Origin of the sequence: Akkermansia muciniphila, assembly GCF_900184965.1 — a bacterium.
Classification (GTDB): Bacteria; Verrucomicrobiota; Verrucomicrobiia; order Verrucomicrobiales; family Akkermansiaceae; genus Akkermansia; species Akkermansia muciniphila_A.
On record NZ_FXYA01000002.1, the window covers coordinates 77,785 to 90,302 of the forward strand.

The following is a 12,518-nucleotide window of genomic DNA, read 5'->3' on the forward strand; positions in this document are numbered from 1 at the left end:
CTTTCCTGGACAATCCCGGCACGCTTACACCGGCAATGCCTGTTTCCATGGAGGCAACACCCATTTCATAAATCAGGTTTCTCAATTCGTTCCTCTATTCCCTTATTTTGGAATAAATAAAATCCGGCTTTGCCATCAGCAAGCCGGACTAAAAAAGAGATGGTACCCCGTCACGGGCTCGAACCGTGGACAAACTGATTAAGAGTCAGCTGCTCTACCAACTGAGCTAACGAGGCACTGGAATAACGGCATCCCTTGCAGGAACAACCGGATGGTACCCCGTCACGGGCTCGAACCGTGGACAAACTGATTAAGAGTCAGCTGCTCTACCAACTGAGCTAACGAGGCATGTATCCGGTGATTCCCCGCGACAAGCACCACCCATGAAGATGGAGCCACTGGTCGGAATTGAACCGACGACCCACGCATTACGAATGCGTTGCTCTACCCCTGAGCTACAGTGGCATCGCGAGAAGCGCACGAGCAAGTAATCATAAGAGTCCCCTTTTAGCAAGTCTTTTTTGCAATAAGACCGTTTTTTTACTCCTTGAATGCGGAATAGAAGCCAAGAGCGGCAGGTGACAGTAGAAGAGCTTGCATAGGCGCGGGAAACATGGTGGAGTTCATGTCCTCAAAGAGCTTTTCTTTCCCTACTTATCATGAAGGCATATTACATTTTCCAGCAGGCGGACGAAGAAACAATCAGCAACATTCTGGACTGGATGCGCAACCAGGAACGCGCCATTTACCGCGCCGCCGTGCGTGAACTTGGAGCCCTGAAAAAACTGCGCCCCGAATTTATCCAGCGCAAACCTCTTCAGGAACAATTTTCCTTCATCAAGAAAATGCTGTCGTGGAAACCCAGCAATGAAATCGGTGACCATCTGCTTCAGGTCTGGCTGTTGCGCAAACACCAGGACATGCTGATTACGTTCCTGAATACCCTGGGCATCCCCCATGACGGCAACGGCATTGTCAATGAACTGCCGGAAACGCTGGACAAGGACAAACTTGCCAAAGCTGTGGACGAACTGTTTGAAAAATACCCTGCCGGCGTAGCGTCCGTATACCTCCAGATGTTCCAGCTCCAGACGGAAGACGGCTGGGATGAACTGGCCGAAGTTCTGGCGAACGACCCCCGCGTCACGATTCGCTGACGTTATTCTCCTCCGAGGCATAACAGGGCCGCTCCGTCCCGGAGACGGCCCTTTTTTATGGAGGCAAACGGCCTGCCTGCCGCTGTTCTCCGGGTTCCTGGAGAAATAAGCGTAGGAACGCGCGGAACCTGTTTGAAACAGCTGTAATGGAAAGCATGCCGGAAGCGCAAGCCCATCAGGAGGAGGCGCTGTCCGTCTGTTCCGGATGAAATGACCACCCCTCATCCCCGTGGTACACCATCATACGGGACATGCCGCCGTCAATGACCAGATTCTCCGCATTGACAAAGCCGGAGCTGCAGAGAAAGAAAACGGCCTTCACGATATCTTCCGGCGAACCGACGCGTCCGGAAGGGTGCTGAAAACCGTCTTCCGGAGACAGGACGCCGAAAGCCCCCGTGTCAATCCAGCCAGGACTGATGCTGTTCACACGAACGCCGAAAGGGGCGAGGCTCATGGCGAGAGCATGAGTTAAAGAAGTGAGGGCGCCCTTGGCCGCGCTATAGCTTTCCGTATCCTTCTGGGACATGGATGCGCGGGTGGAAGCAATATTCACGATGGAAGCGCCGCGGGAAAAATGGTCGCGAAATAAAAGGCTTAGCAAATAGGGAGCGGAAACTCCCACGCGCAAAACTTCATTGAATTCCTCAAAGGAACAGCCGGACAGAATGCCGCGACGCGTGATGCACGCATTATTTACCAGCACATCCACATGCCCAAAGCATTCCAACACCTTTTCCGCAAAAGACCGCACGTCCTCTTCCACGCCCGCATTGCCCGTCACGCAAAGATGCCCCTCTCCCGGCAGTTCCTCCAGCAGGGAGGCCGTTTCCTCATGCTTCACATCCAAAACCGCCACCCGGGCTCCCGCCGCAGCGCAGGCTTCCGCAATGGCGCGGCCAATGCCGCAGGCTCCTCCCGTCACCACCACGGTACTGCCGGAAAAATCAACATCCTTCATAGGCTGATTGTCATATCCCGCCCAAGAAAGTCAATCATCGCTTTCCGCGCATACGGCGCTCAATGCGCGTACATTACATCGCGGTAAAGTCCCATGGCCCTGAAAAGAAGAGGAGAACGGGTTACTACGTCCGTCTCCGCAATAAGACGGGCTATGGTGCTGGAAACGGCCATTTCCGCTTCCTCCGCACGGCGGCTGATACGCTCCATGTCCCTGGTTTTCACCAGATTCATACGTCCAGATTTCTGAAAATCATCAACAACATAGCGCAGCCTTTTCAACTTGGCCACCACTTCCACCAACTCCATGGCGCACCGGTCAGCCGTTCCGGCATCCTTGATGCCGCGAAGAAGAAAGTCAACTCTCTCCAGGCACAGGCAGAACTCCTCCATGGTCACGACAGGGTCGGACCAGAACTCCTGAAAATCGATCAGCCTGGGCTGCTCTATTTTAAGCCCCGCCACAGCCTTTTGCATGGAAGGGGAACCATACATCCTGGCCGTCGTCAGCTTCAGGAGCGCCCGGAAAGCGCGTTTGCGCTCATCCTCCGCCTGCTTTCTCATCTTTTCCAGCCCCTCATGGAAATGCCGTTCAAAACCGGGAATCCAGTCACCATACTTCTTCTCCATTCTGGCAATGTTGTTCATCTGTTCCCTGACCATTCGGCCCTGAAGGGCTACAGATACGGCATAGGCTTCCGCGGCAACTTTATTGTCAATCCCCTCCAGCATGTCCACCATGGTGGAATACTGTTCCAGATAAGCTTTCAGAAACGGCTTTATCTTGTTATTCAAATACAGGGCCACCCGTTCGTCCGTCAGACTGAGACCGCACTTTTCCAGATCATTCCTGATGACATCGGAATCATAATACCTGAATTCATGGAGCTTCAGTATTCCCGACATCATCCGGTCGCGGGCCTTGTCCACGCGTTCCCGGAGAATGGAATGAAAGGCGGGATGCATTTTACGCGATTCTTCATGCACGCGCGGATTCAGAGCCATCAGGCGCCCGCAATTCATATCGTAAAATTTAAATTTCTCCGTCAGGCGTCCAAGTTCATCCATCAGGGCCTCTCCTGCGGCACGGTCCTGGATGGAAATAACCAGATCCGTCATCTGTTCCACTTCCTTCAGTCGCAGGGAAAGCAGCTCTTCATAAGATTCCACCGGGGAAAGCTCTTCAGAAGCCCCTGCTTCCGCAGACCTGGCATCTTTTCCCTTATCTCCGCAGGAACACAAACACAGCGCCAGCGGGAGCGCGCCTCCCATCAACGGCAAATTCAGGAACAGAGAAAAACAGGAGCTAAACTTCATAAGAAAGCAGCATTGAAGAAGAAGAATGAAACTCCGGCCCGCACCGCGGCGCCGAAGCTACCGTAAAAAAGCGTCATCAAAGTTCAAGGTCTTTTCATTTCATCCGGGAAAAACATTCCCGTTCCTTCGACAGGAAGAAATATTTATTTAATATGGTGAACACTTTTCTGATTCGGGATGTCACACTTTTTTATCCATATCATCCTGTCAGCCGTGATTCTTGATATTCTTCAATACGGACATCCTCTTTTGAGAAAGGAATGCGGGCCTGTGGTTCATATCAACAGAGATATCCTTTCCTTCCTGGACGATATGCAGGAAACCCTGGCCCAGGGAGGCATAGGCCTGGCCGCGCCGCAGGTAGGCCGGCCCATTCAGATGGTCACCATCAACATCCCCTTCACAGATGCAACCACTACCTGGCTGGAAGTGGACGGACGCCCCGCTGCTTTGTCCCAAATCATGCCCTTGAATTTCATCAATCCCATCCTGCATCCCTTCGGCAAAAAAGTGCCGTACCGGGAAGGGTGCCTGAGCATCACCAAAGTATATGCGGACGTAATGCGCCGTTCCTGCGTACGGGCAATTTTAACCATGATGGACGGACGGACTGTGACTGTGAAATGCAACGGACTGCTGGCGCGCTGCCTGCAACACGAGGTAGACCACCTTCACGGAGGCCTGTTTACGGACCTGGTTTCCCCCGGCGACCATGACAAGGTAATACGAAGGCTCAGATTGACTCATCCGGACGCTTTTGAAGAAGACGACGACAGCTATGCACGCCGCATGAAAGAAGAACGCCGCGCCCATGCCCGGGAAGCCCGGATGCCGCATCCTCCCGGAAAAACAGCCTGACGTTTCAACAACATCCCTATCCCCCTTTATCCCTGTTCCCTAAAAAATGCCCCGGTTTCCTGAAGGAAAACCGGGGCATCCACAATCACATGGAAAGAAAAAAGGGAATCAAACAATCCAGTCCAGAACAACCTTGCCGGATTTTCCCGAATTCATGGCTTCAAACCCTTCCCGGAATTCCGTATAGGGCAGACGGTGCGTGATGATGGGCGCTATATCCAGGCCGCTGCGGATCATGGAATCCATCTTATGCCACGTTTCAAAGATTTCACGGCCATAAATTCCTTTCATCTTCAGCCCTTTCCAAATGAATTTATTCCATTCGATGCTGGAACCGTCGGGTTGAATTCCCAGCAGGGAAATGTTGGCTCCGTTGCGGGAATTGTCGATGATGTCCTTCAGGCAGGACGGAGCTCCGCTCATTTCCAGGCACACGTCAAAACCCTCCGTCATTTCCAGTTCCTTCATCACGTCTTCCAGCTTTTCACGGGTCACGTTCACGGTCCGGTCCGCACCCAGCGTTTTGGCAAGGCCCAGGCGGAAATCATTGATATCCGTAATGACCACCGTCTTGGCTCCGGCCTTCTTGCAAACGGCGGCGGCCATGCAGCCGATCACTCCGGCCCCGGTAATCAGGACGTCCTCGCCTACCAGGTCCCAGGACAAAGCCGTATGGACGGCGTTGCCCAGCGGGTCGAAGATAGAGGCGATTTCCATCGGAATACTCTTGTGGATGCGCACCACGTTATCCTGCGGAATGGAAAGGTACTCCGCAAAACAGCCGGGCCTGTTGACCCCCACTCCCTTTGTGTTGGGACACAAGTGCTTCTGCCCTGAACGGCAGCTGCGGCAATGGCCGCAGACAATGTGCCCCTCACCGGAAACAATCTCCCCGGGCTTGTATTCCGTCACGGAAGAGCCTACGGACTCAATCACGCCGCAGAACTCATGGCCCACATGCATCCCCACCGGAATAGTCTGCTGGGCCCATTTATCCCAATTCCAAATATGAAGGTCCGTGCCGCAAATGGCTGTTTTATGAATTTTAATCAGAACATCATTCGGGCCGACTTCCGGCATAGGAACATCCATCAATTCCAAACCGGGGCCAGCCTGCGTTTTTACAAGAGCTTTCATGCCCCCCATTCATGCTCTTTTTCCCCTGCGGCGGCAAGCTCAAAATTCATTTCGGAACGCCGAAAAACCCAGGGAACGGAGGCTCCCGCCTCTCCTTCCCTTCTCAGGAAAACGCCTCGGAACAACTGCGGACGGCAAACGCCGGAAAAACGTTCCTGTTCAATCGACAATTCAAAAACACACGCAATTTGCCCTTTCCAACGGGAAAGAATCATGATACCAAGGCGTGCGAGTTCTCCTTTTGAACACTTTACTCTATTTACAGAACCATGGCGAAATCATTTTTACCCACCATTTTCGAGCACCCGTATGAAATAGACCCCAAATATGGGAAAAGCGTTGCGTACTTCTCCATGGAATACGCCATTGATAATTCATTTAAAATCTATTCCGGCGGTCTGGGCTACCTGTCCGGCTCCCATATGCGCAGCGCGCATGACCTGCGCCAGAACCTCGTAGGCGTCGGTATTCTGTGGAGCTACGGCTACTATAACCAGATCCGTGCGGAAGACGGGTCCATGGCTACGCAATACATGCGTAAAAACTACCCGTTCCTGGAAGATCACAACATCAAATTCCTCATTCATGTCTGCGGAGCGCCCGTCTGGGTAAAAGCCTACTTCCTGAATCCGGAAACATTCGGCACCGCGCCCATGTTCTTCCTTTCCACGGACCTGGAGGAAAATGACGAGGAAAGCCGCAACATCTCCCGCCGCCTGTACGACGCCAACGGATTCACCCGCATCGCCCAGTACGTGCTGCTGGGCAAGGGAGGCGCCCGCCTTTTTGACGAACTGGGCGTTGAACCGGAAATCTACCATTTAAACGAAGCCCACGGCCTGGCTGCAGCCTTCCACGTGCTTGCCAAGACCGGCAGCGTGGAAGAAGTGCGCAAGCGTTTCGTTTTCACCACCCATACCCCGGAAGAAGCCGGCAACGAAAAGATGGACGTAAACACCATGAATACGTTCTCCTTCTTCGACGGGCTCTCCATGGAACAGGTGCGCGCCGCCGTAGGCATGACGGACAATACGTTCAACTACACGCTGGCCGCCTTACGCCTCTCCCACATCGCCAACGGCGTCTCCAAACTCCATGGAGAAGTGTCCCGCCAGATGTGGAAGGACTATGAGGGCATATGCCCCATCATCCATATCACGAATGCCCAGAACCAGAAATACTGGCAGGACCCGGAACTGGCGGAAGCCTTCCAGGCCCGCAACAAGGAAGCGTTCATCCGCCGCAAGCGGGCCCTGAAAAAAGCCCTCTTCCGCATGGTGGGTGAACAAACGGGCCGCGTTTTTGACCCGAACTGCCTCACTATCGTATGGGCGCGCCGTTTTGCGGCCTACAAGCGTCCGGACCTGGTCACCGGCAATCCCACGATGTTCGAACGCATGCTCCAGCGCACCAATTATCCGGTGCAGTTCATCTGGGCCGGCAAACCCTACCCGATGGATCATGGCGCTATTGAAATCTTCAACCGCCTGAACGACATGACGGCCAAATACCCCCGTTCCGCCGTGCTCACCGGCTATGAACTGGGCTTGAGCCGCTACCTGAAAAACGGTTCCGACGTATGGCTCAACAACCCCGTGGTAACCCGGGAAGCCTCCGGAACCTCCGGCATGTCCGCCGCAATGAACGGCTCCATCTCCGTCTCCACCAATGACGGCTGGATCTGCGAATTCGCCAAGGATGGGAAAAACTGCTTCGTCATTCCGGAAGCTCCCGCCCATCTCTCCCCGGAAGCCCGCGACCGCTCCGACCGCGATAACTTCTACAATATTTTGGACGACAAGATTCTTCCCCTCTACTACGATCACAACGACAAGTGGATGGACATCGTTTTCAATGCGATGACAGACATCTATCCCGAATTCGACTCCGACCGCATGGCGGATCAGTACTACACGGAAATGTACAACAGCTAGGATACAACCTTGCTTTCCCTTATGCAACGGCCGCCTTTCTTCAAGAAAGGCGGCCGTTCTTTTTGAAACCGTTGTCAACAATCCACGGGAAGCGGAACAAGCCTATTTGGGAACTTCTTCCTCCCCTCCGGCCTCAGACGCCACCTTATCTGCGCCCCTTTTATGGCGGTGCGCAAAAACATTCTCCTGCTGCCATACGCGGGAAAAAGCAGACGTGATCAGCCCTGTGGAAATAGCAATGATGGACACGGCAATAAACATAATTACCCCGGTAAAAATACGCCCCATGGGAGTAATAGGCACCAGGTCTCCATATCCAACCGTGCTTAAAGTTTCCACGGCAAACCAGAGAGCGTCAAAAAAGGAACGGAATTTCTCGGGCTGGGCATCGTGTTCCGCAATATAGATTCCCAGGGAAGTGACGTACAGCATGAACAGGATCACGGAGAAGAACAGAAAAAATTCATCCCGGATCAGGTAAAAAGCTTTTTTGAAACTGGCGGCGGTTTCATTAAACCGGGCCAACTTGAAAATAGCCAGTATGCGGACAATCCTCAGGGAATAAAGAATCTGCCAGTCCGTCCCGAAAAACATGGCCAAAAACGGCACGCAGACAATAAAATCCAGAATCCCCATGCCGCTGAAAATATAAGTCTTCCGGGGCTTGGAGCACAGCACCCTCAGGATATACTCAAACATGAAGAAATAACTGATCCAGTAATTCACCTTGACCGCAATACGGCCAACCAGAGGATGAATATCCGGGATGGCATTCAACGTGTACAGCATGAACCATACCAGAATCAGAACCCTGACGATGTTCTCCCAGGGGCCGAAATTGGCAGAGCCCGGCTTGGTGCGGGTAATCAGCGGCATGGCAGGAATCAGGAATGATGAACGGCCTTCCACTCGTCAGCCTTGAAACCGACGCATATCTTTCCGTTGGCAATAAAAATGGGGCGTTTAACCAGCATGCCGTTGGAGGCCAACAGGGCTATCTGCTCATCCAGGCTCATGCCGGCAAGCTTGTCTTTCAGCTTCATGCTCTTGTAAAGCAGTCCACTGGTATTAAAAAATTTCCTGGCTGGCAACCCGCTCTCTTCAATCCACCTCCGCAGTTCTTCTGCCGTGGGGTTCTGTTCCACAATGTGGCGATCCTCATAAGAAATTCCCTGGTCATCAAGCCACTTTTTTGCTTTCTGGCAGGTCGTGCATTTGGGATATTCAATAAATAATGAAGACATACCTGCACGCTAGCCCCGTAAACACACCGGGTCAAGCGGCCAGAGCAGCCATCCCGGAGTCATGACTTGATTGGAATACTAGGACCGTATCCGCCGTTGAACACAAAACCAGGGAAAGAGAGCCCGGACCACGTGCGGATACTGCAACAATTCTGCATTCCGGCACATTAAAGCACCATGGCGCTTCCCAACTGTGCGATAGAAACGGGATTGCTCTGACGCCCCCTGAGCGCCTCCGCCAAAGCCTGGGTAGCCTTCTTCTCCCCATGCACCAGAATGATATTTTTCTTGGGCCCCCCGGTCCTGTCAAAATACTCCAGCAGTTCTCCATGGTCCGCATGGCCGGAAAAGGAATCCATCTCCCGTATTCTGGCCCGGACAGGATATTGTTTACCCAGGATGGGAACCTCTTTCCACCCATCCATAATCTTGCGGCCCAGCGTATGTTCAGCACAATAGCCTACAAAAAGAACCGTATTTTTCGGATCGCCGATGTTATTCGCCAAGTGGTGAAGAATGCGCCCAGCCTCACACATTCCTGAAGCGGAAATAATGATAGCCTGCCCGTTCATCTTATTCAACTCCTGGGACTCGCCCACGGAACGGATCAAACGCAACTGTTCGAAACAAAACGGATCCTTCTCCCGGAACAGGAAATCGTACACCTCCTTATTGAAACACTCCGGATGAATGCGGAAAATCTCCGTCGCGCCTACTGCCATGGGGCTGTCCACATATACAGGCAACAAGGGCAGAGTGCCTTCATGGTAGGCCCTGTTCAGCAGATAAAGCAGCTGCTGGGTGCGCTCCACCGCAAAAGCCGGAATATAAACGCGGCCGCCCAGTTCCAGAGCCTCCTTGATATCCCGGCAGAATGTCTCGTCATCACGGGAGGGAGCCTCATGGAAACGGCCGCCGTAAGTGCTCTCCATCAGCAAAATATCCACATCCGGAACCGGAACGGGATCGCGCAGTAATTCGTTATCTCCCCTCCCTACATCCCCGGAAAACAGGAAACGCTTTTTCCGCCCGTCTTCCCTGTCCTCAATATCCAGACACACCTGTGCAGCGCCCAGAATATGGCCCGCATCATAAAACGTGAGCGTCACCCCCGGAACAACGGGAATGGGCCGGTCATATCCGATATTCACGAACTGGCGCATGCACCGCTCCGCATCCTGTTCGGAATAAGTAGGATAAACGTCTGGCTGATGAATACCGCGGCGCTTGTTCATCTTATTGATGAATGCGCAGTCATGCTCCTGAATGCGGGCGGCGTCCGCCAGCATGAGCTGGCAGAGATCTCTGGTTGCAAATGTACTGTAGATATTTCCCTGAAAACCCTGCTTCACTAAATTGGGAAGATTGCCGGAATGATCAATATGAGCGTGGGAAAGAACCACTGCGTCCACCTCCGCCGGAGAAAAATAGGGGAAATCCTTATTGATATGCCATGCCTCCTCACGCCGCCCCTGGTACATGCCGCAATCCAGAAGAATCCGGTATCCGTTCACCTCCAGCAAATGCTGGGATCCCGTCGTCGTTCCCGCCGCTCCGCAAAAATGAATCTTCATTAGTACATGTGTACAACAAGCCAACGGGCAACGCAAGAAATCAATACTTCACGCCCTGCATTCAATATACCCTTTGAAAGACGAGAAACACCCGCCGTAAAAAAATCCATGCCTTTTCTTTTTTCCAGGCCCTGAAGAAAGAACCGCGATAAACTGAACAGCTCCCCACTCTGCACAGTATTCCTGTGAACATTCAATTTCTCTTCTTTCCCGCCCGTATCCTGCCGGAAAATCAAAACCTGCAGGCTATTAAAAAAATTCCGTTCTAATTGCTCCCGCCTTCTGAACAAAGCGGCCGGCAAAAAAAGTCCCGCTCCATTTTAATAAAACCTTTCAACCGAAATAAACAGGACAGGAAATTCCCGCCCTGTTCTTATATTGCCGTCAAACTGCAACAACTTACTTGCCTTCCGGTTTGGAGTCCGTCGTCTTCTCCACCTCCACATCAATGGGCCGGGAAAGCTCGGGAGAAGGCCGGACCTCCATTTTGGAGGCGGAGACATCATTCATGGTTTCCTTCTCCGTCTTTAACAGTTCTTCCTCAAATTCAGATTTGGCTTTCTTGAATTCTCCCAGGCTCTTGCCCAGTCCGCGGGCAAATTCCGGAAGTTTCTTAGCGCCGAACAGAAGGAAGACAATCACCAGAATGGCGATAATTTCCGGTGTTCCCAGTCCAAAAATAGCTAACATGTTCATCATGGAGTACTACAGTATTTTTAACAGATTTTTTTCATGCCGGATACCTCATAATACGCTTCATGCGTCATCAGAGGCCCGCTGTTCCTGTTTCTGCTGTTCCGTAAGCCTTCTGGCGGCGAAACGCTGGAAACGCCAAACAATAATCAGTATCGCCAATAAAAAGATGCCTGAGCCGCCCCACAACAGCCAAAAAGCGGCGGAAGCCGCCTTTTCATCCCCCATTTCTCCAGCCTGGTTCCAATAATAATAGGATAAAAGAGGATTCCAGGGCAGTGAACTGTCCGGCAGAAGATGGAGCCGCGCCATGCGGTTCATGGCCGGCAGATAGGCCGCCTGGGCGGATGCTTTCATCAGGGAATCTCCCTGAACCTCGTCACCCCGTGTATAATATACCTGAGCCAGCATATACATGGCCTTGGGATCCCCTGTAGCGTCAGCCACACGCCGCAGCAGCCTGTAGGCTTCGTCCGCATCCAGTTCCCCGCCCTTTCCGTTCTGGAGCAGCTCCGCGGCCTTTAGGGCCGCAGGGAAATACCCGGTGGCGGCAGCTTCACGATACAGAGCCAGGGCCCGGGCCGCCTGTTCTGCGGAAGGAGCTCCCTCCAGCAGCATATCCGCCAGGGCAGCCATGCTGTACGGATCCTTCCATTCCGCCCCTTTTTCAAACCAGTAAAGGGCCTTTTCCCGGTCAGGGGGCAAATACTTGCCGTCCCGGAACATCATGCCCAGTTCCATCACGGCTCCCAAATCTTTACGGGAGGCCGCCTTTTCAAACCATTCCACGGCCCTGGACGCATTCTGCGGCACTCCCAGCCCATCCCGGTACTTAAATGCCAGAAGTCCTTGTGCCGTCAGATTGCCGCTTTCCGCTGCCTGAAGAAGATATGGGACTGATTTTTCCGGAGAACTATCCGGAACCAGCTTTCGTTCATAAACAAGAGCAGCCCATAACGCTGCCTTGGAGTCGCCGTCATCAGCCTCCTTCTTCCACGTCTGGAGAGATTTTTTATAATAACGGGCTGCCGTTGCCTCATCCTTCGGCCCTCCTGCTCCCTGGGAAACCATTACAGCCGCCTGGTACTGTGCCGCGGCATTACCGTTGTCAGCTGCGCGGGTAAACCAGTACCGGGCCTTTTCCAGATTTTTTGGGTACAGGCGGCTGCCTGCATAAAACAGCTTGCCCAAGGCCAGCATGGAATCCACATCTCCGTTATTGGCCTCTTTCTCCGCCAGGGAAACATACTCGGACATCCATTTGGACGTTTCCGCCGCATTACCCTCCACGTCATAATGCACAGCCAGCTCCCGGGCGGCAGCTGGATCCCCATGCAGAGCTTTTTCGCGGAGACCGGACAGGTAAACCTCAAAATTTTCCTCCCCGGCAGGCGTCGGAGAGGAAATATCCTGAGAAGCAAGAAGTGGACACTGAACAAGAGACAGTCCCCACAATCCGGCAAAAAGCCACCTTTTGCAATGTTTCTTCATACCGGAACAAGTCATTCATTAATGGCCTCTGTTTCCGCGGGAAAAACTGCCGGAAGACCTGCCTCCAAAGCCCGGTTTACGAAAACCGCCTTCACGGCGCTGAAAACCTCCTTCGCGGCGGTCTCTACCAAAACCGCTTTCACGGCGTTGGAA

General features: G+C 53.0%; 11 protein-coding genes and 3 tRNA genes. 3 read left to right on the forward strand and 11 right to left on the reverse strand.

The genetic code is table 11. The features are described from left to right. Positions 1–160: 160 nt before the first annotated feature. The 3 genes from CI070_RS00505 to CI070_RS00515 all read right to left on the reverse strand — a co-directional run bounded on the left by CI070_RS00505 (position 161) and on the right by CI070_RS00515 (position 465). A tRNA-Lys gene (locus CI070_RS00505) sits at positions 161–236 on the reverse strand. Positions 237–272: 36 nt separating this feature from the next. After that, a tRNA-Lys gene (locus CI070_RS00510) sits at positions 273–348 on the reverse strand. Between the two features lie 42 nt (positions 349–390). Next, positions 391–465, reverse strand: a tRNA-Thr gene (locus CI070_RS00515). A 194-nt stretch (positions 466–659) separates the two neighbouring features. On the opposite strand from CI070_RS00515, the gene CI070_RS00520 reads away from it, so the two are divergent. Further along, positions 660–1,157: a hypothetical protein gene (locus CI070_RS00520; protein WP_022197832.1), complete on the forward strand. Its 498-nt coding sequence runs from the start codon at positions 660–662 to the stop codon at positions 1,155–1,157. Between the two features lie 175 nt (positions 1,158–1,332). Here the strand turns inward: CI070_RS00520 and CI070_RS00525 are convergent, their stop codons facing one another. Both CI070_RS00525 and CI070_RS00530 read right to left on the reverse strand, forming a co-directional pair. After that, entirely contained in the window at positions 1,333–2,118 is a 786-nt protein-coding gene (locus tag CI070_RS00525) for an SDR family oxidoreductase (RefSeq protein WP_094136616.1), read from the reverse strand. Between the two features lie 59 nt (positions 2,119–2,177). Next, entirely contained in the window at positions 2,178–3,434 is a 1,257-nt protein-coding gene (locus CI070_RS00530) for a hypothetical protein (RefSeq protein ID WP_094136617.1), read from the reverse strand. Between the two features lie 213 nt (positions 3,435–3,647). Here CI070_RS00530 and def point away from each other — a divergent pair, with 213 nt between their 5' ends. Next, positions 3,648–4,292 carry a peptide deformylase gene (def, locus tag CI070_RS00535; RefSeq protein WP_094136639.1) on the forward strand — a complete coding sequence of 215 codons (645 nt, stop codon included), beginning with the start codon at positions 3,648–3,650 and terminating at the stop codon, positions 4,290–4,292. 108 nt (positions 4,293–4,400) lie between these two features. Here def and tdh read toward each other — a convergent pair whose 3' ends face one another. Next, entirely contained in the window at positions 4,401–5,438 is a 1,038-nt protein-coding gene (gene tdh / locus CI070_RS00540) for an L-threonine 3-dehydrogenase (protein ID WP_094136618.1), read from the reverse strand. 260 nt (positions 5,439–5,698) lie between these two features. Between tdh and glgP the strand changes: the two genes are divergently transcribed. Further along, the gene (gene glgP, locus CI070_RS00550; RefSeq protein ID WP_094136620.1) at positions 5,699–7,363 is read left to right on the forward strand and encodes an alpha-glucan family phosphorylase; all 1,665 of its coding nucleotides are present in this window, start codon (positions 5,699–5,701) and stop codon (positions 7,361–7,363) included. Positions 7,364–7,465: 102 nt separating this feature from the next. Here the strand turns inward: glgP and CI070_RS00555 are convergent, their stop codons facing one another. The 5 genes from CI070_RS00555 to CI070_RS00580 form a co-directional block, all read right to left on the reverse strand. Next, positions 7,466–8,239, reverse strand: a complete 774-nt coding sequence (locus tag CI070_RS00555) for an ion transporter (protein WP_143245645.1) — start codon at positions 8,237–8,239, stop codon at positions 7,466–7,468. A gap of 8 nt (positions 8,240–8,247) precedes the next feature. Further along, complete coding sequence (locus tag CI070_RS00560) at positions 8,248–8,607, reverse strand: arsenate reductase family protein (protein ID WP_094136622.1); 360 nt, start codon at positions 8,605–8,607, stop codon at positions 8,248–8,250. Positions 8,608–8,774: 167 nt separating this feature from the next. Further along, the gene (locus CI070_RS00565; protein ID WP_094136623.1) at positions 8,775–10,181 is read right to left on the reverse strand and encodes an MBL fold metallo-hydrolase RNA specificity domain-containing protein; all 1,407 of its coding nucleotides are present in this window, start codon (positions 10,179–10,181) and stop codon (positions 8,775–8,777) included. Positions 10,182–10,580: 399 nt separating this feature from the next. After that, positions 10,581–10,880, reverse strand: coding sequence for a twin-arginine translocase TatA/TatE family subunit (gene tatA / locus CI070_RS00575; protein ID WP_094136625.1), 300 nt, complete (start codon positions 10,878–10,880; stop codon positions 10,581–10,583). Positions 10,881–10,937: 57 nt separating this feature from the next. Next, positions 10,938–12,365 carry an SEL1-like repeat protein gene (locus tag CI070_RS00580; RefSeq protein WP_179218423.1) on the reverse strand — a complete coding sequence of 476 codons (1,428 nt, stop codon included), beginning with the start codon at positions 12,363–12,365 and terminating at the stop codon, positions 10,938–10,940. Between the last annotated feature and the right edge of the window lie 153 nt (positions 12,366–12,518).